This is a genomic window from Paraburkholderia sp. NPDC080076 (assembly GCF_050281145.1).
Taxonomy (GTDB): domain Bacteria; phylum Pseudomonadota; class Gammaproteobacteria; order Burkholderiales; family Burkholderiaceae; genus Paraburkholderia.
Genome location: NZ_JBNNWQ010000006.1, coordinates 89,545 through 114,541, shown reverse-complemented (window position 1 = coordinate 114,541; position 24,997 = coordinate 89,545). Strand labels below are relative to the sequence as shown.

Genomic DNA, 24,997 nt, shown 5'->3' with positions numbered 1-24,997 from the left:
GGGCACTGCGCACCTCTGAGCGGCCAGGCCTGCGATGTATTCCGACGCCCGGCCCCGCAACCAAGCCGCTAGAATGCCTGTAGCGACGCATGCTTGTTTAACGCGTGATCCGCGATATTGCGTGCCTCTTTGCGCAGAATTTATAATCATTTCCTTGTTTTGCTCCTCGAACGAAGGTCACGTGAGCCCCAAGTCATCTATCCCGAAGAATGCGGATTACCACCATGGCAATCTGCGCAACGCGCTCATCGAAGCGGGGCGCAGCGCGCTCATGGAGGTATCGGCACAAGACTTGAGCCTGCGTTACCTCGCGCGCATGGTGGGCGTATCAGAAGCCGCGCCCTCGCGACATTTTGCGGGTATCGACGAACTGCTGGCCACGATCGCGGCAAGCGGCTATCGTGACCTCGCTGCGCTGCGCGTTGCGATCCGTGATAGCGAGGATACGGCGCTTGCCAAAGCGTACCGGATGATGCGGGTGTATGTTGAGTTCGCGCAGCGCCACAATGGGCTGTTCGGTCTGATGATCGGGCCTCGCATCGTGGCGCATCAAGCGTATCCAGAACTCGCCGAGGAAAGTAACAGGTCGTTCGGGTTGTTTTCCGAGACAATCGAGGCGCTGGCTATCGAGAGTGGTTGGGCCCACTCCGATCTCAAACTCGTGACCCATACCGCGTGGAGTACGGAGCATGGTCTCGCCACACTGCTCCTGGCCAACCGCGCGCCGCGCGCGGACACGAAAGTGGCGATCCCCAAGTTGATCGACTTCGTCGTGATGACGCTACTTGGCGCCATCACGGCGGGTCCGGATCATCTCCAGAGCGTGATTCAGCAATGCGCGCCCCTTCAGAAGCCAGCGGTTACACGCACAGCTCGAAAGCGCGCCAAAGCGTAGGCGTCGTCGCTATCGAGAACGCGGCACCGGTGACGCGCTCTGGAATATCGTTTTGAACGCGCCTTAGGCCGACAATCGACCCGCAACGTTCTTTCCGTTTTCTCCGAAGCACACACCGCGGGCGCACCGCAGCTCATATCGGGACAACTTCCATGACCAACACCGGCGATGTGGTTTCAATCACGCGCTCAAGTCCCAAACCTGAACCCTGGAGCAGTTGGTCGAATTCAGCTCCTGTACGCTCCCGCGTGGTACCGAACATGGCCATCATCCGTGTGTCGACCAGATAACCGCCCGGCCGTCCGATCGCCGGGTCGGGCTCAAGGATCTGCTCCCCGATCAGTCAGCGCGCGCTTCGGGTCATTGCGGCACGGCAGTTGCGAAGAATTCGAATGCAATCTTCGTCGGACCAGGTCTCATAAGCTGCCACCAGAAGTCCGATAGGAATCGATATTTTCGGCTACTGGCATCCCGCCGTCATCAACGGTCGGGCGTACCAACCCCGCTGATCATCCAGCACCAACCACACGCTTTCGCGGCGCTTTTATCGCCGTGCCGGCGTGAGATGCCGCCGCGCCGATACTCGACTCCCTGACCACCAACTCAGGCACCGCGAAGTACTGCATCGGCGGCTTCGGATCTTCAGACGTCTCGTCCAACCGGGCCAGGAGTGTCTCGCTAGCAATGGTGCCAAGCTTGCCCGCACCTGCGAACAGCGTCGTCAAAGGTGGATTGGTGTGTTCCGCTGCGACGACATTGTCACAGCCGACGACCGCCAGAGCCTTGCCAGCGCGCTTGCCCATTCTGTCGAGTTCATGCAGCACGCCGATTGCAACCTGGTCGTTGTAGCAGACAACCCCCGTGGGCCGCGGTTTCATGTCGAAGATCGTGCGGACCGCATCCCGCCCACCCTCCGGTGTCAGAGGAACATCGACGATCCAGTCGTCATTGACAGGCAGCGAGTGCTTTGCCATCGCCGACAGGTATCCCTGCCTGCGTTGATTAGCGACCGCATACCCCTTCCGGTTGCCAGCGAAAGCGATGCGCGTATGTCCTTGCCCAATCAGGTGCTCGGTGGCCAGCGCAAATCCGTAGCTGTTGTCGACACCAATGGTATCCACGTCAGGCCCCATCGGACGCATGACGAGCACGAGAGGAATTCCCCACGACTGAACTTCGGCAGGCAATTCATCCGGCGTCCCCAGCGCGGGAGACATGATCAAGCCAGCGACGTTCTGCTCGCGCATGGATCTCAGAACCCTCGTCTGCGTTTCGAGGCTTTCGGCGGTGTGCGCCATGAGCGTCGTATATCCGGCTTCGGCAAGCACGCGCTCGATTGCCACCAGCAATTCGACAAAAAACGGATTGGTCAGATCGTTGATCACCATCCCGATCGTCGTGCTGCGCCTTCCTCGCAGGGTGGCCGCCCCGCGGTTGTAGACATAGCCAAGCGCGCGAGCTGCCTCGCGCACCTTTTCCGCAGTCTCGGCCTTGATGCGTGGACTTTCCTGCAGAACGAGCGACACCGTCGACTTCGATACGCCAGCGGCAGCGGCTATGTCCTGTATGGTCGGACCGGATTTCATGTTGCTCTGCACAATTGGAACGTTCCAAAAAGTGTTTGACATCGTGAAATCAGTCTACTACAGTTTGTTGGAACGATCCAACGAAAGCAAATTGGAACGTTCCAATGGAGAGAGACATGACAGCAAAAGTCCGCTGGGCGCTGATTGGCGCCAGCACCATCGCCGACGAATGGATGGTCGACGCCCTCCGTTCCCAGCCGGACGGTGAGATTGCGACCGTCGTCAGTGGCAACGCGGAGCGTGCACGCGAATTCGCTGAAAAGCACGCCATCCCGAGACACTCGGCGGACCTCGACGCAGTACTGGCGGACCTTGGCATCACCGCGGTCTACATCAGCAGCACCAACGAGAAACATCTGCCGCAAGTGGTCGCGGCAGCGAAAGCCGGCAAACACGTTCTGTGTGAAAAACCCGTCGCGCTAACGGAAGACGATGCTGCGCAAATGATCGAGGCGTGCGCTTCACACGGCGTGAAGCTCGGCACGAACCACCATCTGCGTTGCGCGGCGACGCACCGGAAGATGCGCGAACTCATTCGCGCGGGCGCCGTCGGTACGCCCCTCTTCGTGCGTGTCTTCCACGCGGTCTCGTTGCCGCCGCATCTGCGCGGCTGGCGTATCGAGCGACCCGATGCCGGCGGCGGCGTGATTCTCGACATCTCCGTTCATGACATCGACACGCTGCGCTTCCTGCTCGACGACGAGCCAGTCGAAGTCAGCGCAATGACTTCGGCGGGAACGATGTCGACGGCGGGACTCGCGGACGGCGTGATGGCAATCGTGCGCTTCAGGAACGGCGTGCTCGCGCAGCTCCACGATGCATTCACCGTGCCGTATGCGCCCACGGGGCTCGAAATTCACGGTTCGGCTGGTTCCCTCTTCGCCAGGGACGTGATGACGCAGCGCCCGGCCGGCGAGATCACGCTGCGCTCGGCAGAGGGCACGCGAGAAATCGATGTCGAACATCGCGACCTGTATCGCGTCGCCGTCGCGCAATTCCACCGCTCCCTTTCTGACGACCAAGAGCCCGCCGCTACGGGTATCGACGGCTACCGCTCGCTCGTCGCCGCGCTGTCGCTCGTGAAGTCCGCTGAGGCAGGCGGACACGTGACAGTGCCGTCGCGTTTTGCTGAATAAAAGCTTGAGGAGAGTGATTGTGCGTTCCAGCAAGGTTGTTTCATTGGCTCACGCAGCGAGCCTGATCAACGACGACGATATCGTCACCGTGAGTTCATCGAGTGGTCTGGGTTGTCCGGACGCGATGCTCGCCGCCATCGGCGCGCGCTTCGCAGAAGAAGACCGCCCGCGCAATCTGACGATGCTGCATCCGATCGCGGCCGGCGATATGTACGGCATCAAGGGCATCGACCACCTCGCGAAGAAAGGCTTGATCCAAACGATCATCGCCGGCTCATTTCCGAGCGGCCCTTCGAGTCTGCCGATGCCCGACATCTGGCACCTCATCACTGACAATGACATTCGCGCGTATAACCTGCCGAGCGGCGTGTTGTTCGACATGCATCGCGAAGTCGCGGCCAAGCGTCCCGGCGTGCTGACGAAGGTCGGACTCGACACCTACGTCGATCCCGACCGCCAGGGCGGCGCAATGAATGCACAGGCCGCCGACCATCCGATCGTCGATAAAGTCATGCTCGCGGGTGATGAGTGGCTGCACTACAAAAACTTCGTGCCGCGCGTCGCAATCGTGCGCGCAACGACAGCCGATGAACGCGGCAACCTGTCGTTCGAACACGAAGGCGCACTACTCGGTGGACGCGACCAGGCGCTGGCCGTGCGCAATAACGGCGGCATCGTGATCGCGCAAGTGAAACGCGTTGTGAAGGCCGGTTCGCTGCATACGCAGCAGGTGCACATTCCGTGCAATCTCGTCGACTACGTGGTGGTCGATCCCGAGCAGAAACAGACCACGCAGATCGAATACGACCCGGAGATCAGCGGCGAAGTAAAGCTCCCTGATAGCGCGTTCGCGTTCGCCGAATGGCACGCGGACAAGGTCATCGCACGCCGTGCAGCAATGGAACTCGCACAGAACGATGCGGTGAATCTGGGTTTCGGCATCTCTGCAAACGTGCCGCGCATCCTGCTCGAAGAAGGCTATCGCGACGACGTCACGTGGGTCATCGAACAAGGCGCTGTCGGCGGCGTGCCATTGCTTGGTTTTGCTTTCGGATGCTCCGGTAATGCCGACGCAATCATGCCTTCGCCTTCCCAATTCGTGTACTTCCAGGGCGGCGGTTTCGATGTATCGCTGCTGTCGTTCCTGCAAGTGGATCGATTTGGCAACGTGAACGTATCAAAGCTGCCGAGCAAGCCATATCTCACTGCGGGATGTGGCGGCTTCATCGACATCACGACGCATGCGAAGCGCGTCGTCTTTAGCGGCTATTTCACGGCGGGCGCAAAGCTGGAAGTCGGCAGTGGCCGTCTGACAATCGTGAAGGAAGGCAAGAAGAAGTTCATTGCCGATGTGGACCACGTGACGTTCAGCGGTCGCATGGGACGACAGCGCAATCAGGAAGCGCTGTACGTCACGGAACGCTGCGTGATCCGGCTCGGTGAGGCCGGCCTCGAAGTGATCGAGATCGCGCCGGGCATCGATCTGCAAAAGGATGTGCTCGATCAGTGCGATATCGAGCTGGCAGTCTCCCCATCCCTGAAGACGATGGATGCGGCCATTTTCACGGACGCTCCGTTCGATCTGAAGCTGAAGGAGGCTCGTCATGGCTGATCAGCAACTGATCCAGATCGAGAAGACGAACTCCGTCGCAGTTGTCACGCTCAACCGGCCAGACAAGCTCAATGCGCTGACGCCGGAGATGCTCGAACAACTCGAAGCCGCTGCGGCGCAACTCGAATCGGACGCAGGTGTGCGCGCCGTTGTGCTGACAGGTGCAGGTGAGCGCGCATTCTGCGTGGGCGCTGACATCAACCGGTGGTCGGCACTTGCGCCGCTCGACATGTGGCGCGTATGGGTCTCGCGCGGTCATCGCATTTTTGACCGCTGGGCGGCGTTGCGTCTGCCCGTAGTCGCGGCGATCAACGGTCCCGCTTTCGGCGGCGGCCTCGAACTGGCTGCAGTCGCGGATGTGCGAGTTGCGGACCCGGCCGCCACGTTCGCGCTACCCGAAGCGAGCATCGCAACCTGCCCGGGCTGGTCCGGCACGCAACGTCTGGTTTCGCTGATTGGTCCGAGCCACGTGAAATCGCTTGCGCTCACCGCGAAGCGCATCGATGCGCAACGCGCCTACGCCATCGGCCTGATTGACGAAATCTCCACGCCGAAAGAGGCGGTTACCGCGGCTGTCGCCATTGCCGAAAAGATCGCGACGCTCGCTCCCGTCTCCGTACAACTGACGAAACAGCTGATCAACGCCGCCTCCGGATTCGGAGCCGGTGCAACCCTGGAAGCCATGGCGGGCGCCTTGTCCGCGTCGACGCACGACGCCCGCGAAGGCATGGCCAGTTTCCGTGAACGCCGCCCGGCGCAATACGAGGGTCAATGACATGACGTACGACACTGCAATTCCCGCAGCAACTGCGCTTCTCGCAAGCGATAAAACACCCGCGAGCGAAGTCTTCAACGGCCGCATGTACATCGACGGCGCATGGACCGAATCCGCGGACAAACAGCGCTACGAGCGCCGCAGTCCTGCGCATGGTCATGTCGTCAGCTCGTTTCCGGAAGCGACGCCGGCAGACGTCGAGCAAGCGATCAAGGCCGCCGACCTCGCCTTCCGTCACGGTCAATGGCCGAAGCTGAAGGGCGCAGAACGTGCCCGGATTCTTCTGGCGGTCGCGGATGGCATCAAGGCACGCGTCGACAGGATGTCAATGCTCGAATCGCTCGAAACGGGCAAGCCGCTTGCGCAGGCACGTGGCGAAGTCTCCGGCTGCGTCGATCTCTGGCAATACGCAGCGAGCCTTGCCCGCACGACGAGCGGCGACGCCTACGACACGCTCGGCGAAGACATGCTCGGCATCGTGCTGCGCCAGCCGATCGGCGTCGTCGGACTCATCACCCCGTGGAATTTTCCGTTGTGGATTCTTTCGCAGAAGCTGCCGTTCGCACTCGCGGCAGGCTGCACGTGCGTCGTCAAGCCGAGTGAGCTGACGTCGAGCACGACCGTCATGCTGATGGAGATTCTCGAACAGGCCGGCGTGCCGGCGGGCGTCGTCAATGTGGTGACGGGCAAAGGGCCGTCCGTCGGACAACCGCTCGCCGAGCACGACGCCATCGACATGCTGTCATTCACCGGTTCGACGCGCGTCGGCAGCCTGCTCGGCGGGCTCGCATCGAAGAAGCTGAAGAAGATTGCCCTCGAACTCGGTGGCAAGAATCCACAGATAGTCTTCCCCGATTGCGACTGGGATGCGATGGTCGACGCCGTCGTATTCGGTGTGTACTTCAATGCCGGCGAATGCTGCAACAGCGGCAGCCGCGTGCTCGTGCACGAATCGATTGCGGAGCGCTTTGCGCAGGCGGTCGTCGAGCGCGCCCGCCAGGTGCCGGTGGGCGATCCGCTGCATCCCGAGTGCAAGATCGGCGCGATCGTCAGCGAGAACCAGCTGGTCGAGATTCTCGGCAACATCGATAAGGGCGTTGCAGCAGGCGCACGCCTGCGCCTGGGTGGCAAACGCTATGACGCCCAGGGCCTCTATCTGGAGCCCACTGTCATCAGCGATGTCGCGCCCGACATGAGTATCGCTCGCGAAGAAGTCTTCGGCCCCGTGCTCGCGATCATCCCCTTCTCCGACACGCAGCACGCCATCGACATCGCCAACGACACAGCCTATGGACTCTCCGCCGCTGTCTGGAGCAAGGACATCAACACATGCCTGACCGTTGCACGCGGCGTCGATGCGGGGACGGTGTGGGTCAACACATTCCTCGACGGCTATCCCGAACTGCCGTTCGGCGGCTTCAAGTCGAGCGGCGTGGGACGCGAATTAGGCAAACAGGCCGTCGAGGACTACACCGAAACGAAGACGATCCAGCTTCACATCGGAGAGCGCAAGAACTGGTGGCTGCCACGTCCAGCCGCCTGACCACGAATCCACCCAGATCATCCCACGGCATGCCCGCCGTGGGGTCCACAAGAAAGCCCGCCAAGAGAGCGTCATCAAGGAGACAAAAATGTTCAAGAAGCGTATTGCTGCAATTGCAGTCGGCCTCGTTGCCTGCCACGCGCTGTCCGCTAACGCGGCAGACACGAAAACCGTGGAAGTCATGCACTGGTGGACTTCCGGCGGCGAAGCGAAGGCCCTCACCGTCCTCAAGGACGGTCTGAAAACAAGGGGTTATGCATGGAAGGACAGCCCGATCGCGGGCGGCGGCGGCGAAGCCGCGCGCACCGTACTGAAAGCGCGCGTCGCATCGGGCAATCCGCCTGACGCGATTCAGATGCTCGGCTTCACCATCCCCGAATATGCACAGGAGGATTATCTTCAGAATCTCGACGCCGTCGCGTCGAAGGAAGGATGGGACAAACTCGTTCCTGTGCCGATCCAGAAGTTTTCGAAAGTCGATGGTCACTGGGTCGCCGCGCCTGTCGATGTGCACCGCACAAACTGGATATGGGCGAACAAGAAGATCTTCGATCAGTTGAAGCTTACGCCGCCGAAGACCTTCGACGAACTCGTCGCCGATGCCGACAAGATCCGCAAAGCGGGCTACGTTCCGCTCGCACACGGTGGCCAGGCGTGGCAGGAAGCGACGATCTTCGACAGCGCGGTGATGTCCGCGGGCGGTCCGAAGTTCTATCAGCAGGCGCTCGTCAAACTGGACCCGAGCGCGCTCGGTTCGAAGACGATGGAAAAGGCCTTCGATCAGATGCGCGCGCTGCGCGGCATGGTTGATCCGAACTTCCCGGGCCGTGACTGGAATCTCGCCACGTCGATGGTAATCAACGGTAAGGCCGCGATGCAGATCATGGGTGACTGGGCCAAGGGCGAGTTTGCATCGTCCGGCAAGCAGCCGAACGTGGACTACCTCTGCTTCAACTATCCGGGAACAGACGGCGCTTTCATCTTCAATACCGATCAGTTCGCGGGCTTCAAGAAGGGCGATGCAAGTCTTCCAGGTGAGTACGCGTTCGCGTCGACCATCATGGACAAGGGCGTTCAGGCGAAATTCAACCAGATCAAAGGATCGATCCCCGCGCGGCTGGATGTACCACAGGACGGCTTCGACGAATGCGGCAAGAAGTCGATGAACGACATGCGCGCTGCGATCAAGTCCGACTCGATGGTGGGCAGCTTCGCGCACGGACATGCGATGCCCGATGGTCCGAAGAACGCCGTCTATGACGTAGTCACTCACTTCTTCAATTCGAATCAGTCGTCTGCGGATGCCGTGAAGGCGCTCGTCACGGCAGTGAAGAACTCGCAGTAAGCCAAATGGTCCTCATGCGGACGCGGCATCAAAGCCGCCGTCCGCGAGGCCCGTCATCTTGGACGGTAGGTGTTGCCATGCTATTGCACAATCGCGCCCATGGGGCGACCACGCTTGAAGATCTGAACAACGGCTCGGGCCACAGCCCGACGCAAAAGCGATCGTCGTTGCGAAACCGCTTCGAAGCGGTTCTGCCGAAGATCGTACTCGGCCCAACGCTGATCATCACGCTGATCTTCGTCTACGGCTTTATCGCGTGGACAACCGTGCTCTCGTTCACCCGTTCGCGCGCCTTTGCTAACTTCCACTGGGCTGGTTTGCTCCAGTACGGCCGCGTTTGGGAGCACCCGCGTTGGCATGTGGCGATCGGCAACCTCGGCATCTACGCATCGCTCTATGTCGTGCTGTGCATGGGGATCGGCCTCGGTCTTGCGATTCTGCTCGATCAGCGGATTCGAGCTGAAGGCGGATTGCGGGCGCTCTTCCTTTATCCGATGGCGCTTTCATTCATCGTGACGGGCACCGCATGGAAATGGATTCTCAATCCGGGACTTGGCCTCACCAAGTTGTTCCATGACTGGGGTTGGACGAGTTTCCAGTTCGACTGGATCATCAATGACGACATGGCGATATATACCGTCGTCATCGCCGCAGTCTGGCAGGCCTCCGGCTTTGTGATGGCAATGTTTCTGGCTGGATTGCGCGGCATCGATCAGGAACAGATCAAGGCAGCGTCGATCGACGGCGCACGCATGCCGGCCGTCTATCGCCGCATCATCATTCCGCAGCTTCGGCCGGCCTTCATATCGGCGTTCGTGATTCTCGTGCACCTCGCCGTCAAGAGCTATGAACTCGTCATTGCATTGACGGGCGCGGGTCCCGGCTACTCGACCGAACTGCCGTCCACGTTCATGTACTCGTTCACCTTCACTCGCAACGAACTCGGCATGGGTGCGGCAAGCGCGGTGATGATGCTCTGCACTGTGGCCGCCATCATGGTGCCCTACCTTTACTCAGAAATGAGACCTCGCCGGAAGAGCGGTGGCCATTGAACTCAACCGTTAGCCTTTTAGGAGACAACAATGGCTACCAAGACATGGGACTCGCCACAGATGGTGGTGGGCAAGCATAACTACGTCTCACGGATCGTCATTTATTCGCTGCTGGCGATTGTGGCCGTGGTTTATCTCGTACCGCTGCTCGTGATGTTGCTGACGTCGTTCAAGCCGCTGCCCGAAGTCTATTCGGGCAATATCCTCGCGCTGCCCCACCAGTGGACGGTCGAAGCGTGGCAGAAGGCGTGGGGCTCGGCGTGCGTGGGACTCGAATGCGCCGGTGTAAAAGGCTTCTTCTGGAATTCCTTCCGGATGGTCTTCTCTGCCGTTGCAATCTCCACCCTGCTCGGCGCATTGAACGGCTATGTACTAACCAAATGGCGCTTCCGGGGTGACAACCTGCTGTTCGGCCTGATCCTGTTCGGCTGCTTCATCCCGTTCCAGATCGTGCTGATTCCGATGGCGTCGTTTCTCGGCAAGGTCGGCCTCGCGCAATCGATCAGCGGCCTCGTGTTCGTGCATGTCGTCTATGGCCTGTGCTTCACGACGCTCTACTTCCGCAACTACTATATTGCGTTTCCCGATGAACTCGTGAAAGCCGCGATGATCGACGGCGCGCGCTTTTTCCGTATCTTCTTTCGCATCCTGCTTCCTAACTCGGTGCCCATCATCACCGTGACGGTGATCTGGCAGTTCACGAATATCTGGAACGATTTCCTGTTCGGCGCTTCATTCACCACGGGCAGTACGGCGCCCATCACCGTCGCGCTGAACAACATCGTGAACACGTCAACCGGCATCAAGGAATACAACGTCAACATGGCCACGGCGATGATCGCCGCACTGCCGACGCTGCTCGTCTATGTGATCGGTGGTCGTTATTTCGTACGCGGTCTGATGGCCGGTTCGGTCAAGGGGTAAATCATGTCTTCTCTGCACATATCCAATGTTCGCAAAGCCTACGGCTCGACCGAAATCCTCAAGGAGATCAATATCGATGTTGAAGATGGCGATTTTCTCGTCCTCGTCGGACCATCGGGCTGCGGAAAATCGACGCTCCTCTCGCTGATTGCCGGACTCGACACGCTCTCAGGCGGCGAGATCCGCATCGGCAACGACAAAGTCAACGACCTGCATCCGAGCGAGCGCGACATCGCGATGGTTTTTCAGAGCTATGCGCTGTATCCGAACATGTCCGTCGGGCAGAACATCAGTTTCGGTCTGGAAATGCGCAAGGTATCGAAGCCAGACCGCGAGAAAGCTGTACAGGACGCCGCCCGTCTACTGCAGATCGAGCACCTGCTCGACCGGCGTCCGGGCCAGTTATCAGGTGGTCAGCGGCAACGGGTCGCAATGGGCCGCGCGCTGGTGCGTCATCCAAAGATCTTCCTGTTCGATGAACCGTTGTCGAATCTCGATGCAAAGCTTCGCGTCGATATGCGCACCGAGATCAAGAAGCTGCACCAGCGCCTGGGCGCAACCATCGTCTACGTCACGCATGACCAGATCGAAGCGATGACCCTCGCTACGCGTATCGCGGTGATGAAGGGCGGCGTACTGCAACAACTCGGCACGCCGGCCGAAGTCTACAACACGCCCGCCAACACGTTCGTCGCAACCTTCATGGGTTCGCCGTCGATGAACCTGATTCCGGCGCGCATCGAGCGAGCGAATGGCGGGCTGCACCTGAAAGTGGGCGAAGGTCAGAAGACGATCGACCTCGCGTTGCCGCCGCAACCGGCTGCCGTAGACCGCTACGTCGGCAAGACGGTGCTCGCGGGGCTGCGCCCCGAAGCGATCGGCGTAGAGAATGAGCGCGCCGCGTCGGCGTTGCGCACCGTGCCGGTCACGATCAGTGTCCTCGAACCGACTGGCCCCGACACGCTTGCCGTGCTCGACCTCGGCGGAATGGAGGTCTCCGCGCGACTCGGCGCCGACATGCCGCACGTATCTGGCGAACAGTGCGAATTGCGCGTCGATCTGTCGAAGCTCGTGCTATTCGACGCCGACACGGAAGTTCGGATTCACTGAGCGCCCAGCGCAACGACGGATGGTGTAGCCATGAGCAAGATAGCTGGAAATTTTCCTACCGCACTGGTAACGGGCGCGCGACGCGGCATCGGCCGGTCGATCTGCGTTGCCCTCGCGCGGCGCGGCTTTGACATCGTGCTGACGGATGTTGTGAAGGACGAAGACGCCACGACGACCTGCGCGCTCATACGCGACGAAGGCCAGGACGCGTTGTTTATTCAGAGCGATCTCAGCGACGTCGCTTCGCATGCAAGCGTGGTCGACGAAGCCGTGCGTTTCAAGGGAAGTATCGAATGCCTTGTCAACAACGCAGGCATCGGTTCACCGAGCCGCGGCGATCTGCTGGACGTGTCGCCGGAAGCGTTCGACACCGTGCTGGATGTCAATCTGCGCGGCACGTTCTTCATGACTCAGGCGGTCGCTCGCCACATGAGTTCCACGAACTCGAACAGCGCTCGCTCGATCGTGACGGTTTCGTCGGTGTCGGCAGACATGGCATCGCCCGAGCGGGCCGAGTACTGCCTGTCTAAATCCGCGCTACCGATGATGACGCGCCTGTTTGCATTGCGGCTTGCGGGCGCAAACGTCGGCGTGTTCGAAGTGCGGCCGGGCATCATCCGCACGCCGATGACGTCAGGCGTCGCGGAGAAATATGAAGCGCGCTTCCGTGATGGCCTGGTGCCCGCCGGTCGTTGGGGCGAGAGCGACGAAGTGGGCCAGGCGGTCGCGACGCTCGCCGACGGCTTGCTGCCCTTCGCGACGGGCAGCGTGGTCAACGTGGATGGCGGTCTGTCCATCCCTGCATTCTGAGTCGACTGCCATGAAAACGACGACATATGACTACGTGATCGTGGGCGGCGGCTCAGCCGGTTGTGTATTGGCCAATCGCCTGAGCGCTGATCCCTCTATCAAGGTTCTGCTGCTCGAAGCGGGCGGTTCCGATCGCCATCCGTTCTTCTCGATGCCCGCGGGCTTCGCGAAGATGACGCGCGGCATCGGCTCGTGGGGTTGGTTCACCGTGCCGCAAAAGCATCTGAACAATCGCGTGTTGCGCTTCACGCAAGCGAAAGTGATCGGCGGCGGTTCGTCGATCAATGCGCAGATTTACACGCGAGGCGTCCCCGCCGACTATGACGACTGGGAAGAGAAAGCGGGCGCAACGGGCTGGTCTTATCGCGACGTGTTGCCTTATTTCAAGAAGTCCGAGAACAACCAGCGCTTCGCAAACGAATATCACAGCTATGGCGGCCCGCTCGGCGTATCAAATCCGATCAGTCCGCTGCCGATCTGCGAAGCGTTCTTTCAGGCGGGACAGGAACTCGGAATTCCGTTCAATCCGGACTTCAATGGTTCGAGCCAGGAAGGTCTCGGCTATTACCAGCTGACGCAGCTGGATGCGCGGCGGTCATCGGCCGCAGCGGGCTTTATCAGACCCGTGCTTGGGCGCCCCAATCTGACCGTCACGATGCAGGCGCGAACGTTGCGCGTAATCGTTGAGGGGAGCCGCGCGGCAGGGGTCGAGTACGTGACTGGAGATAGCCGCGACCCGCAGATCGTGCGGGCGTCGCGTGAGGTGATCGTCTCGTCGGGCGCGATCGGTTCGCCGAAACTGTTGATGCAGTCGGGCATCGGTCCCGCCGATCATCTCAGGTCTGTTGGCATCAAGCCCATCCACGACCTTGGAGGCGTCGGCTCGAATCTGCAGGATCACCTCGATCTCTTCGTCATCGCCGAATGCACGGGAGATCATACCTACGACAAGTACAACAAGCTGCACAACGCCGCATGGGCCGGCCTGCAATATCTGTTGCTGAAGAAAGGCCCGGTCGCATCGAGTCTCTTCGAAACGGGCGGCTTCTGGTATGCGGATCGCGACGCGCGCGACCGCTCGCCCGACATCCAGTTTCACCTCGGCCTCGGCTCCGGTATCGAAGCGGGCATGGCGAAACTGAACAACGCCGGTGTCACGCTAAATACCGCATACCTTCGCCCGCGCTCGCGTGGCTCGGTCCGTCTCGCCAACGCGGACCCTGCTGCCGCGCCGCTGCTCGACCCTAACTACTGGTCCGACCCATACGATCGCGACATGGCAATCAAGGGCTTGCGGCTCGCGCGCGACATCTTGCGCGCCCCCGCCATGAAGCGCTATGTGCAAAGCGAAATTCTGCCTGGGCCACGCGTCAATACCGAACAGGAACTGTTCGAATATGCGTGCGCCAATGCGAAGACCGACCACCACCCTGTCGGCACCTGCCGCATGGGACGCTCCGACGATCCCGACAGCGTGGTCACGCCGGACCTGCGTGTTATCGGTCTGGACGGGCTGAGAGTTGTCGACGCGTCCGTCATGCCCTATTTGCCCTCGTGCAACACGAATGCACCGACGATCATGGTTGCGGAAAAGGCCGCCGACATGATCATTCAACCCTCAACATTGAGAGGAACGTATGAAGATCAAACTGCCGACATCGGAAGGAACAATCCTGGAATACGCGATGCAGCAGCGGGAAGACCAGCTTCCGCCGTCCACCGCGCCGACTTTTAACCGCATCGCCTATGCGGCAGCACACGTCGTCGTCGATCCGTCCGCTGCGTACGAGCCATGGGGCGATACGCCTTGTGTCGACTGGGACGCCACACTCGCATTTCGCAGCTACCTGTATGGCCTGGGATTCAAGGTGGCCGAAGCGATGGATACTGCGCAACGCGGCATGGGCATCGGCTGGCCGACAGCCGCTGAACTGATCCGCCGTAGCATCGCGCACGCCCGCAGCATTCCCGGCGCGGATCTCGCCTGCGGCGCGGGAACGGATCATCTCGACGGCAGCCGTAGCCATACTCTTTCGGAGATTGTCGCGGGCTATAAGGAGCAGTTCGAGGTGATCGAATCGGCGGGCGGACGGCCCATCATGATGGCAAGCCGCGCGCTGTGCGCAGCCGCGCGCTCCGCCGACGACTACCAGCATGTCTATGACGCCGTGATCTCCGCGTCGCGCAACAAGGTCGTGCTGCATTGGCTCGGCGATGCGTTCGATGCTTCGCTGTCCGGCTATTGGGGCAGCCGCGACGTCGCAACGGCGATGGTGACCGTGCTCGACATCATCCGCCTTCATCAGGACAAGATCGAAGGCATCAAGATCTCGCTGCTCAACGCGGAGTATGAGCGTCAACTCAGATCCCAGTTGCCCGAGGGCGTCGTGATGTTCACCGGCGACGACTACAACTACGGCGAACTCATCGCGGGCGACAGCAGTGGGCATTCGCATGCTCTGCTCGGCATCTTCGACCCGATCGCGCCTGTCGCATCGCGCGCATTGGCGAAGCTGGCCACGGGCGATACCGACTCCTATCGCCAGCTCATTGATCCGACTGTTGCCCTGTCGCGCGAACTCTTCACCGCGCCTACTCAGTACTACAAGGCCGGTGTCGTTTTCCTCGCGTGGCTCAATGGCCATCAGTGTCATTTTTCGATGGCGGGAGGCATGCAGTCAGCGCGATCCGTCGTGCACTACGCAGAGGTGTTCCGGAAGGCCGATGCCGCAGGTGTATTGACTCGTCCCGAACTGGCTCACCGTCGCATGTGCGAATTTCTTGGCGTCGCTGCAGGTATCGATAACTAGCGGCGAGCGTCGCGGGCAGCGCCATGGAGTGGTACGACTTCAGCATCTACGGCACCGCTTCGGCGCTGATCTTTTCGGATTTGTTCTTTCCAGGACTCGGCGGGCGCGGAACAGGCCGGCGCTTCGCTGATCGTGTCGAAATTCGCGCCACCCGCCCGACGTGGCTTCTATGCGGCATTGCCTTTTGCCGGCTGCATCGTCGGCATACTGCTTGCGAACGGCATCTTCACGCTCGTCCAGCGTCTGCCGAAGGACGAATTTCTTAGCTATGGCTGGCGCATACCGTTTTTATTCAGCGCAGTGGTAATCGTGGTGGGTATTGTGATCAGGATGCGTGTAAAGGAAAGTCCGGTATTCGAAGAGATCAAGAGAACGGGACACGCGAGCAAACGGCCGGTGCGCGATCTGATGTCGGAGGCACGCGGTACGGTGCTGGTCGCATCCTGCCTGCGCGTCGGCGAAAACGGCTCCTCGTATCTGTATCAGGTGTTCGCGCTCAGCTATCTGACCAAGGTGCTACTGGTCGACAAATCAATCGGCACGATCGGGCTTACGATCGCGGCGGCGCTTGCGGTGTTCACTACCGAAGCGTCGGTATGTCGCGCAAGCCTCCGGCGCGGGACGCTTCCGCCAACGCTTATTGGTCGATCACGAAACGCCCGCGCACGGCTCTGCGGCGATGATCCGACTCGACTCCATCACGCGATCGTTCACACCTTAACCGTCTGAAACTACGTCTCGGACAGCGACAGCATTAGGCGTCAGCCAATACGATCTCGAACGACAGCATCGCATGGCAGAAGCCTATGGACCTCGTCGAGCTCTTTCGCGTGATGAGCTCCCCATTCGATCAGAGAATCCAGGATGGGCCGCAGGCTTGCGCCAAGCGGGGTGAGCAGGTATTCGATCCCTTGACTATCCCCAGCGCTGGGCTGCCGGCTCACCACTCCGTGTTCCTCTAGCGCTCGCAGCTGCTCGATCAACACCTTCTGCGAGATGCCGGCAATGCGCTTCTCCAGCTCGCATGTGCGTTGCGGGCCATCCAGCAGCACATAGAGGATGACCGCCTTCCAGCGTCCTGAAAGGACGGCTAGCGCTCGCTCGCCCGGCAAGCCCGGTAGCTTGTTGATGATCTTCATTTGCTAACCACTGACCAAACGGTGTGTAGAGGGGGCGACTACCGAAAAGTAAGCTTTCGATCGTAACCAATCGAAGGAAGACATATGGCCAACCTGTTCGAATCTCAAGTCCTTGGCGGCATCGTTCCGCTGAAGAATCGCATTGTCCTGGCGCCCATGACTCGCACTCGGACGTCCGATCGCGATGTCCCCAATGAACTGATGGGTACCTATTATGGGCAGCGGGCCGGTGCCGGCCTGATCGTGACCGAGGCCACCGACGTTGCACCATCCAGCAAAGGCTACGCCTTGACGCCCGGCATCTACACAGAAGCCCAGCGGCAGGGCTGGCGTTGGGTGACCGATGAAGTTCACCGCCATGACGGTACGATATTTTTGCAGATATGGCATGTCGGCAGGATGGCGCATCCGTCGATCATGCCGAATGGCGAGGCCCCTTGGGGGGTAACCGGGGAACGCGCTGAGCATTCCGATGTGTTTGCCCACGATGCCGATGGCAAGTTGGGCTTCATTCGTGCAGGCACGCCAAGGCGCCTCAGCACCGATGAAGTGTCGGCATTGGTCGGCACCTTTTCCCAGGCCTTCGCCAACGCCCGGCAGGCCGGTTTCGATGGTGTCGAAATCCACGGAGCCAACGGCTATCTGTTCGACCAGTTCATGAACTCGGTGCTCAACACCCGTGACGACCGCTACGGAGGCAGCAATGTCGAGGATCGCACGCGATTCCTGATGGAAGTCGTTGAAGCGGCGGTGCGTGAATTGGGTCCGGGGCGCGTCGGTGTTCGGTTGTCTCCGTTCGGCAAGTACAACTCCATGCCGGCAGACCCTCTTGCCGAGGAAACCCTGCTGTACGTGGCAGAGCAATTGGGTCGCCGCGGGGTCGCCTACATGCATCTGGTCTATCAGCTCATGCCTGCGGGAAACATGGAGAGCAGCGCGTTCAAGGAACGGCACATCGACCACGTTTTACTCGCCAAGGTTCGCGCCGCTTTTCCCGGCGCGATCATCTGGTGCGGCGGCTTCACGAACCGCGAGAGCGCTCAGGCTGCGCTCGACACCGGGCTAGTGGACCTGATCGCCTTCGGCAGACCCTACATCGCAAACCCGGACCTGGCGGAGCGGCTCAAGCATGGCTGGCCGCTAGCCGAAGCCGACCCATCGACCTTCTATACCCGCCGCGGTGAAGTGGGCTACACGGACTTCCCCGCCTATTCGGTCGAGCGCGCGGAAAGTCCTTGAAGTGCGGGGTCCCAGCCTTGGCAGAGGAGCCCGGCGTGGGCTTCGATGCAGGAGTCGTGATCGCAACAAACGAATTCAATCGAGTCTCTGGGTTTGGAACAGCTTCGTAACCCAAGCACATGAGAGAACAGAATGGCTACACCCGCAGCGTCAACTGAAATAGACGTATCAACAAAACTCCCAGTATTGGGATTACTTGCATTGGCCACAGCCTGCTTCATTGGAATGATGACCGAGGCCATGCCGGCCGGATTGTTGCCGCAGATTGGCGCAGATTTGAATGTTTCGGAAGCGCTGACTGGGCAGCTCGTCACGGCCTATGCGATCGGCTCGATAATCGCAGCTATCCCCTTGACGGCCATGACACGCGGATGGCGTAGAAGGTCAGTGCTGCTGCTGGCCATCGGTGGCTTCTTCGTGCTGAATACGGTGACGGCCCTGTCGACGAACTACGCGATTACACTCGCCGCACGGTTCTTCGCGGGAGTCTTCGCTGGGCTGCTTTGGGCTCTTGTTGCGGGTCACGCCAGTCGCATGGCCCCCGAACATCTGCGCGGCCGCGCCATCGCGATAGCGATGGTAGGCGCACCAATCGCACTGTCGCTTGGTATCCCGCTCAGCACCGTCCTCGGACAGGCTGTTGGCTGGCGCTCCGCCTTTGGCGTCATGAGCGCCCTGACAGTTCTGTTGCTGGCGTGGGTTCGCTTTGGCGTACCCGACTTTCCGGGCCTCGCCGCAAGTCGCCACCTGTCCATCGGCAAAGTGTTTGGCATTCCGGGTGTGAAGCCTGTGCTGATCGTCACGCTCGCGTATGCGATGTCCCACAACGTCATCTATACCTACATCTCGCCGTTCCTCGCCTCGTCAGGCATGTCGGGCAGCGTGCAAACAGCATTGTTCGTCTTCGGCGTGAGTGCTCTCGTCGGCATCTGGATTATCGGCGTCCTCGTTGACCAGTGGCTGCGAGAACTCGTCCTTGCTAGCGTCGCTATGTTCTGCCTCGCCTCCGCAGCAATGTTCATCTGGCAAGAGTCTCCTTTCGTAATCTATGCGAGCATCGCAGCGTGGGGGATTAGCTTCGGCGGTGCCGGAACGCTGTATCAGAATGCATCCGCAAATGCTGCAGGCGAGGCGGCTGATGTCGCACAGTCGATATTCGTCACTTGCTGGAATATTGCGATTGCAGGCGGCGGCCTGGTCGGTGGCGCGATGCTTACGACGCTTGGCGCTCGTTACCTGCCTGGCGTGATTGCTCTTCTGCTCGTGCCGACATTTCTGGTGGTCTGGTTCGGTCGCCGCCACGCCTTTCCGGCAAAGTGATGAACCTGGAAACGCTATCTGGGCCGGCGCAGACGTTCGAACGTCTGCATGAAGGCATGGATCAACGTCCCAATGTGGCCGACTTCCGCCCTACGAGCGATCGGCCGTAGCCGACGCTTCCCGGACGCTCGACAACCGGTGGGCGTATTTCTCTTTTCGGAGGTGCCATGGTCATTCGAGGCGCTGGCGCCTGACTTTCTTCTCTTTGTACAGTGGCCTTCTTCCGGTGACTGGACTAAGGCAAAATAAACGCGGAAGTCACGCGCGACCGGCGGTATCGCACCGCTCGCGTTGCGCCAATCGGACGCGTGGAGATGCGCTATGGAAAACCTCATGAGAAACTGCTCGACGCTTGCCGCGTTGACGCTCCTGGCGACTGGATATGCCGCCGCCGGCGCGCCACAAGGCGCGCCACATCTGAGCCCAACGGAGTGCCGTGACCTGGCCGCGATTAGAAGCAACGCGCCTCGGACGAAGTCGCAACACCAAAGCGAGCTTTCGGCCCTGAGGAAAGCGGGCTACAACCCATCACCATGGCACAACGACCCACACTACCCAGCGAATCTACACGCGGCGCAGCGCCAGGTCGACCATTGGTTCGAAACGGAATGCAAGCAGTCGCATCCCAAGTGAGAGGCCCCCGGAGCCACTACGGACCTCCTCGGACTTAGCGCGCAGCAACGGCGCGCGCAGTGCAGTGCAGCGCAGCTGCAGCGCTGATCCATTGCAACGTGGGCTGCACGTTGTTTTGCGAGGAGAAAAGTTGAGCACGCTTGGTGAGGAATCGGAAGCGAATTCAAAGAGGCCCCTCGTTGGCGGGGCCTTGAGCTACGAAACACCGTGTTTCTGTTAGTACGTCACAGAAGCCCCGCTGCCAGTAAAACTGTGCTGGGTAGGAGCGTCATTTGCATAGTCTGAAACGGCCTGGATGATGTTCACGATCTGTTGCGGCAACCTGCCGCCGCTGACGGCGGTCATTGCAGTACGATCCATCTCAACGGCTACGGGGAGGTCTTTGATTGCCAGCGTGTTCATTTCGATTCTCCAAGGGGAAATTAGTCAGTCAGGAATGTCAGAGCCTGTTTTGAGGGTGTCGCCACTCCTCGATGAGGTTCAACGCAAAGTGCGTGCCAAAACGGTGGCGTCGCGGTAAGCGATCACACAACTAGTTGAAAATATTGGATTTTTAATGGCGATCAGTGCGAATTGATAGAGAGACGTGCGCGCTGCGGCTGGTGGGTCGGATCCAACTTTGCGTCTGGTGCTGTGGGTTAGATCGCGACACATGCGGTCCGCCTACGTATGCCGTGTTTGTACGATGTCCTCGAGGCTTCGAATCCGATCGAAGCCTGACGACAGTGAGTCTGTCGCGGACAGTCTGGCTTTCCTGCTGGACTGCTATGACCACCATAGTGCTGTGGCCTACGATGGCGAAACTGCGCCCAGACTCCTTCGTATCGGCGCTTTTGAAATCACTTTCCTTGACGAGAACCTGCCCGACATAAAAGGCAGTGCTGTCGCATGGTCGCTGAGGGAAACGCCGATTCGCTCCGCGGCTTTCCTCGTTTCAATGACGGGAGACGCTTTGTCTATGCAGAAGCCATTCTCCTGCGAGGCACTCATGCAGGTCATCGAAGACACTCGCTGCCGCAGCGATGCGAATACTCGCCAAGCCGCCTAGACCAACTGTTGTCGACGGAAGCGCACACAACCCATAGTCGGAGGTTCAACGGCAAGCCTCTTGGGCCTGATTGAATTTCGCGCGTCTGTCGCATCGCACTCGCGCGATGCGCACTCGACGCCGGTATCCCGCGATTTCACACGCGGCTCAGGCGAGCTCTTCCAGATCGCTGGCTGACTCTTCACCCACTGCGTGCACCGATCGCTCGATGACGTGAAGCTTCGGTGTACGGTCGATCACCAGTCCGAGCACGTCGGGACGGCTGTAGTGACCACGCGAGTCCATCATGCGTTTGCGCTTGTCGATCTGCCAGAAATCCAGATCCGCGATGATCTCTCCCTCTCCTTGACGCAGCGGCGCGCCACCCATGTACTCGCCGTCCGGCGAAACAATGGCGGTGAAACAGCCGCTGGAGATCGGACCAATCTGGGTTGTATTGGTATCCTGCAGAATCTGCTGTTGCTGTTCGGGCGTCAGCCAGGCGGTCGCGTTGACCACAAAGGCACCCGCCTCCAGCGCATGCTGGCGGATGTTCACGGAGATTTGCTCCGAGAAAAGATCACCGGCGAACGAACCCGGATACATGGCCGAATGGATTTCCTCACCATCTGCCATCAGCGCGTAACGTGCGAGCGGGTTGTAGTGCTCCCAGCAGGCCAACTGGCCGACTCGGCCCACGGCGGTATCGATTGCTCGCAGGCCTGAGCCGTCGCCCATTCCCCAGACCATTCGCTCGTGATAAGTCGGCGACAGTTTCCGGCGCCGCTGCACGAGCGTGCCGTCGGCATCGAACAGCAGTTGCGTGTTGTAGATCGTGCCGCCATCGCGTTCATTGACGCCAATCGACACCACCATTCCGGCCTGGCGTGCGGCCTCGCCGATTGCGCGAGTCGCGTCCGAGGGGACAGTCACCGCCTGCTCGAGCAGCTTGTAATGCTCGGCACCCATTGCAAATGGCGATTCGATGAACGAGAAGTACGGATAATAGGGAACTACGGTCTCAGGGAACGTCGCGAACTGGACGCCATGCTTGCCGAGCTCCAGAATTTTTCTGACGACTTTATCGACAGTGCCTTCCCGGCTATAGAGGACAGGCGCGATCTGAACGGCTGCGGCGCGGATGATTTTCGACATGATGGTGTTCCTTTCGCTGGCTGCGAGGCGGATGAGAGAAGTGCTTGTACCTTAACGTCGCAGGCCATTACGATGTATGTCGTTGTTGCCACCATTCATGACATCCGTCGCTCGCGCGCAGAAAGCTCGCAGCTCGGAATCATTAGTTGCTATTTGGGAATTCGACCCATACGGCGCTCATTCACAGCACGTTCATGTTGCGAACGGCAGGATCAGACATGCACCGGATTGGCTTCATAGTGCCGAGAAGATTTCAGATGATGAGCCTCGCGGCCCTTACGGTATTCGAGATCGCGAACATGCCGCCGAGAGGCCACTGCTACGACGTCCATCTCCTGTCTGAACACGGTGGTCCTGTTGTATCTTCGGGTGGAATGACACTGGAAACCGAGGCGTTTGGCGACCCGACATTCGACACGGTCATCGTCGGCTCAATCACTGAAATGAAAATGCCCGCTTCCGATGCTCCCGTAGTTGCATTCGTGAAAGAGGCGGCCAAGGCATCCAGACGGATAGCCTCGATCTGCAGTGGCGCATTTGTCCTTGCCGAGGCGGGACTCCTGGATGGCAGACGCGCAACCATGCATTGGGCACACGCATCCGAATTCAGAGCGCGATTCCCGAAAGTCCGCACGGAAGAAGACCGGATATTTGTCAACGACGGTCCAGTCTGGACTTCGGCGGGAATGACGGCCGGCATCGACCTCGCCCTGGCGTTGCTCGATAACGACCTCGGCCCCGACGCCGCAAAAATGGTTGCCCGACTTCTTGTCATGAATCAGCGTCGGCTTGGTGGTCAGATGCAGCATTCCGCGTTACTGGACATGACGCCGAAATCCGATCGGATTGAATTGGTCCTCGCGCATATTCGCCGTAACCTGCGCAATCCGCTCACCATTGAGGAGCTTGCGGACGTCGCAAACCTCAGCCCTCGCCAGTTCAGCCGCGCCTTCGTCGCCGAGACCGGTCAGTCGCCGGCCAAAGCTGTGGAACAGCTTCGCCTGGAAGCAGCCAGATTCATGATTGAGCACGGCCGCCACACGATTAACGTGGTGGCGCAGGAAACGGGTTTCTCGGATCGGGAACGTATGCGGCGTGCGTTCCTCCGAACGTTTGGCGTACCTGCCGATGTCCTGCGTAGGAGCGCCCGTGCGGCACCGGCCGCCGACAACTGACGTCGCCTGGCGCAGCGACCCTGGCCCACGCGCACGGCTCACCCAAAGGCGGCCGGTGGACGAGCGAAGCAGACGGTCGGATGTCAGCGTCGCAGCGATGGCGAACGGCGGAAACTCTCCGCCCGCTGCCCCATGCGTGAGGGGCAGTTTCCCGTGGCACGTAAAGCGGTGATCTGCGGCAGACGACCCGGAGCGCCCAGCTATCGCTACAAAAAGCAGACACGTGACGCACTTGATCAGTTCGGAGTTGCTCCATTGCCGCTATCCTGTGCGCATTTCAAGTACCTGCAGCACAGATTTGCCCGCGCCGCCTGGTGGCGAGGACATCAACCGCGGAGCGCCACAGTAGCCACAACGAGAGCCGAGAAGATCAGCGCCGGGGCGAGATGCCGGAACGGCTCCCGATTTCTTAGCAACGTGAAGAGCGCGCCAATCATGATCGCGCCGGCGAGCGTTAGGCCCAAAACTCTGGTTTGTTGTCCAAGAAGAAGTGCTGCACTGAGCAACTCGAGCGCGCCACAGAGCAACTGAAACCAGGCCGGGTAACCCCAGCGTGCGAAGTCGCGCTTCACCGCGCCGCGTCGTGCGAGATTGACGACCCCAGCAACGGCGAACAGAACCGCTACGATCACCGCGAGAATCGATTCGAAAGATGCAGTGTTTAACGCCATGGTCATGCTCCGTTGCTTTGCTGAAAGTGCTTCTGTACAGAGAGGTCCGCAATCAGGCCAGGGCCGTGGGGTTCCCACGCAAGAACTCGCCGGGCATGCTGGCCGCTTACCGTCTGGTCGAGCGCCAGTGCGTCAGCAAATGGCCCAAGCGATTTGCGAGCATCGTCGAGCGGCCAAAATTCGACGCAGTCGGCACCGACCGAGGCACGAATCGCTTCGCCCATTTCGGCAATGGCAACGGCATCTTCCGCGACCACGTTGAAGATCTGTCCCGCGACTCGACCGTCCCCGCTTGCCGCCCGCTCCACCGCGCTCAGGTAGGCCGTGGCGAGATCATCGACGTGAACGGCAGGCCAGTGGTTGCGACCATCGCCGACGAACCTCACACTGCCGGTCTGACGGACCATGCCGGCAAGCATGCCGAAGATGCCGCCGCCGTAGCCGTGCACCATGGCCGGCCTGAGGATCACTGCAGCAATCGAGCGGCGTGCCGCTAGCGCCAGCACCTGTTGCTCCACTGCGGGCCGCCACGCGATGAGTGGTGTCGGATTCAGCGCCGATGCTTCAGTCGCGGGCTCCCCCTCTGTCTTGCCGTAGACCCAGGTGCCCGACGTATAGATAAACGCTGCGCCCGGATGCAGATGCGAAAGCATCGCTACAGCCGCGGCCTCGTCAGCAGCAGCGGCGGAAGCATCGTTGGTCGACGCCATGTGCACCACGCCATCAGCGGCACCGGCAGTCGCAGCGAAAGACTGTGGCTCGCGCAAGTCGCCGCCATGCAGTTTCACGCCGAGACGTGCCAGCGCGCTGGCGGCCGCCGAGCTGTCCTCGCGCACCAGCGCCGTCACCTGATGGCCGAGGCTGATTGCCCTGCGCGCGACCGCCTGCCCGATGAAGCCCGTACCACCTGTGATGAATAGTTCCATAGCGTTCTCCACGATGATTGCCTGCGAAGTTGAAAAGTCATACAAACGAGACTCATCAGTCTCGTTTTGACAAATCTAAACGAGACTACCCAGTCTTGTCAACTACTCGGCGAT

Annotated in this window: 23 protein-coding genes; 17 read left to right on the top strand and 6 right to left on the bottom strand. The window is 60.3% G+C overall.

The features are described 5' to 3' along the window. Positions 1-34 precede the first annotated feature (34 nt). Positions 35-895, top strand: coding sequence for a TetR/AcrR family transcriptional regulator (locus tag ACQKRQ_RS24370; protein WP_427479935.1), 861 nt, complete (start codon positions 35-37; stop codon positions 893-895). A gap of 509 nt (positions 896-1,404) precedes the next feature. On the opposite strand, the gene ACQKRQ_RS24365 is transcribed toward ACQKRQ_RS24370, so the two are convergent. Then, positions 1,405-2,481 (bottom strand): LacI family DNA-binding transcriptional regulator, encoded by a 1,077-nt coding sequence (locus ACQKRQ_RS24365; protein ID WP_427479933.1) that lies wholly within the window; start codon positions 2,479-2,481, stop codon positions 1,405-1,407. Between the two features lie 116 nt (positions 2,482-2,597). Between ACQKRQ_RS24365 and ACQKRQ_RS24360 the strand changes: the two genes are divergently transcribed. The 12 genes from ACQKRQ_RS24360 (at position 2,598) to ACQKRQ_RS24305 (ending at position 16,327) form a co-directional block, all read left to right on the top strand. Beyond that, positions 2,598-3,617 carry a Gfo/Idh/MocA family protein gene (locus tag ACQKRQ_RS24360; RefSeq protein ID WP_427479931.1) on the top strand — a complete coding sequence of 340 codons (1,020 nt, stop codon included), beginning with the start codon at positions 2,598-2,600 and terminating at the stop codon, positions 3,615-3,617. Between the two features lie 19 nt (positions 3,618-3,636). After that, positions 3,637-5,229: an acyl CoA:acetate/3-ketoacid CoA transferase gene (locus ACQKRQ_RS24355; RefSeq protein ID WP_427479929.1), complete on the top strand. Its 1,593-nt coding sequence runs from the start codon at positions 3,637-3,639 to the stop codon at positions 5,227-5,229. Then, positions 5,222-6,004 (top strand): enoyl-CoA hydratase/isomerase family protein, encoded by a 783-nt coding sequence (locus ACQKRQ_RS24350; RefSeq protein ID WP_427479927.1) that lies wholly within the window; start codon positions 5,222-5,224, stop codon positions 6,002-6,004. Before ACQKRQ_RS24355 ends, ACQKRQ_RS24350 begins: the two co-directional genes overlap by 8 nt. A 1-nt stretch (position 6,005) precedes the next feature. Then, positions 6,006-7,547: an aldehyde dehydrogenase family protein gene (locus ACQKRQ_RS24345; protein WP_427479925.1), complete on the top strand. Its 1,542-nt coding sequence runs from the start codon at positions 6,006-6,008 to the stop codon at positions 7,545-7,547. Between the two features lie 88 nt (positions 7,548-7,635). Then, positions 7,636-8,892 (top strand): ABC transporter substrate-binding protein, encoded by a 1,257-nt coding sequence (locus tag ACQKRQ_RS24340; RefSeq protein WP_427479923.1) that lies wholly within the window; start codon positions 7,636-7,638, stop codon positions 8,890-8,892. Positions 8,893-8,969: 77 nt separating this feature from the next. Then, positions 8,970-9,944 (top strand): carbohydrate ABC transporter permease, encoded by a 975-nt coding sequence (locus ACQKRQ_RS24335; RefSeq protein WP_427479921.1) that lies wholly within the window; start codon positions 8,970-8,972, stop codon positions 9,942-9,944. A 60-nt stretch (positions 9,945-10,004) separates the two neighbouring features. Next, entirely contained in the window at positions 10,005-10,868 is an 864-nt protein-coding gene (locus ACQKRQ_RS24330; RefSeq protein WP_427480286.1) for a carbohydrate ABC transporter permease, read from the top strand. Positions 10,869-10,871: 3 nt separating this feature from the next. Beyond that, a complete protein-coding gene (locus tag ACQKRQ_RS24325) occupies positions 10,872-11,978 on the top strand; it encodes an ABC transporter ATP-binding protein (RefSeq protein WP_427479919.1) in 1,107 nt (368 codons plus the stop codon). A gap of 30 nt (positions 11,979-12,008) precedes the next feature. Further along, a complete protein-coding gene (locus ACQKRQ_RS24320; protein ID WP_427479917.1) occupies positions 12,009-12,788 on the top strand; it encodes a 3-ketoacyl-ACP reductase in 780 nt (259 codons plus the stop codon). Between the two features lie 10 nt (positions 12,789-12,798). Next, positions 12,799-14,523, top strand: a complete 1,725-nt coding sequence (locus tag ACQKRQ_RS24315) for a GMC family oxidoreductase (protein ID WP_427479915.1) — start codon at positions 12,799-12,801, stop codon at positions 14,521-14,523. Then, the gene (locus tag ACQKRQ_RS24310) at positions 14,426-15,598 is read left to right on the top strand and encodes a dihydrodipicolinate synthase family protein (RefSeq protein WP_427479914.1); all 1,173 of its coding nucleotides are present in this window, start codon (positions 14,426-14,428) and stop codon (positions 15,596-15,598) included. Before ACQKRQ_RS24315 ends, ACQKRQ_RS24310 begins: the two co-directional genes overlap by 98 nt. A 78-nt stretch (positions 15,599-15,676) precedes the next feature. Continuing rightward, positions 15,677-16,327, top strand: coding sequence for an MFS transporter (locus tag ACQKRQ_RS24305; RefSeq protein WP_427480284.1), 651 nt, complete (start codon positions 15,677-15,679; stop codon positions 16,325-16,327). Positions 16,328-16,359: 32 nt separating this feature from the next. Here ACQKRQ_RS24305 and ACQKRQ_RS24300 read toward each other — a convergent pair whose 3' ends face one another. Further along, positions 16,360-16,737: a winged helix-turn-helix transcriptional regulator gene (locus ACQKRQ_RS24300; RefSeq protein WP_132379694.1), complete on the bottom strand. Its 378-nt coding sequence runs from the start codon at positions 16,735-16,737 to the stop codon at positions 16,360-16,362. Positions 16,738-16,821: 84 nt separating this feature from the next. On the opposite strand from ACQKRQ_RS24300, the gene ACQKRQ_RS24295 reads away from it, so the two are divergent. The 3 genes from ACQKRQ_RS24295 to ACQKRQ_RS24285 all read left to right on the top strand — a co-directional run bounded on the left by ACQKRQ_RS24295 (position 16,822) and on the right by ACQKRQ_RS24285 (position 19,929). Then, positions 16,822-17,976: an alkene reductase gene (locus ACQKRQ_RS24295; protein WP_427479912.1), complete on the top strand. Its 1,155-nt coding sequence runs from the start codon at positions 16,822-16,824 to the stop codon at positions 17,974-17,976. Positions 17,977-18,108: 132 nt separating this feature from the next. Beyond that, positions 18,109-19,296, top strand: a complete 1,188-nt coding sequence (locus tag ACQKRQ_RS24290; protein WP_427479910.1) for an MFS transporter — start codon at positions 18,109-18,111, stop codon at positions 19,294-19,296. Positions 19,297-19,617: 321 nt separating this feature from the next. Next, on the top strand, positions 19,618-19,929 hold the full coding sequence (locus tag ACQKRQ_RS24285) for a DUF4148 domain-containing protein (RefSeq protein WP_427479908.1): 312 nt from the start codon (positions 19,618-19,620) through the stop codon (positions 19,927-19,929). A gap of 216 nt (positions 19,930-20,145) precedes the next feature. Here ACQKRQ_RS24285 and ACQKRQ_RS24280 read toward each other — a convergent pair whose 3' ends face one another. Both ACQKRQ_RS24280 and ACQKRQ_RS24275 read right to left on the bottom strand, forming a co-directional pair. After that, a complete protein-coding gene (locus ACQKRQ_RS24280; protein WP_132379702.1) occupies positions 20,146-20,331 on the bottom strand; it encodes a hypothetical protein in 186 nt (61 codons plus the stop codon). 793 nt (positions 20,332-21,124) lie between these two features. Then, positions 21,125-22,111 (bottom strand): nitrilase-related carbon-nitrogen hydrolase, encoded by a 987-nt coding sequence (locus tag ACQKRQ_RS24275; protein ID WP_427479907.1) that lies wholly within the window; start codon positions 22,109-22,111, stop codon positions 21,125-21,127. Between the two features lie 218 nt (positions 22,112-22,329). On the opposite strand from ACQKRQ_RS24275, the gene ACQKRQ_RS24270 reads away from it, so the two are divergent. Beyond that, on the top strand, positions 22,330-23,286 hold the full coding sequence (locus tag ACQKRQ_RS24270; RefSeq protein WP_427479905.1) for a GlxA family transcriptional regulator: 957 nt from the start codon (positions 22,330-22,332) through the stop codon (positions 23,284-23,286). A 326-nt stretch (positions 23,287-23,612) separates the two neighbouring features. On the opposite strand, the gene ACQKRQ_RS24265 is transcribed toward ACQKRQ_RS24270, so the two are convergent. Further along, complete coding sequence (locus ACQKRQ_RS24265; RefSeq protein WP_427479903.1) at positions 23,613-23,957, bottom strand: DoxX family protein; 345 nt, start codon at positions 23,955-23,957, stop codon at positions 23,613-23,615. Positions 23,958-23,959: 2 nt separating this feature from the next. Beyond that, positions 23,960-24,883 carry an NAD-dependent epimerase/dehydratase family protein gene (locus tag ACQKRQ_RS24260; protein WP_427479902.1) on the bottom strand — a complete coding sequence of 308 codons (924 nt, stop codon included), beginning with the start codon at positions 24,881-24,883 and terminating at the stop codon, positions 23,960-23,962. Positions 24,884-24,997: the final 114 nt, after the last annotated feature.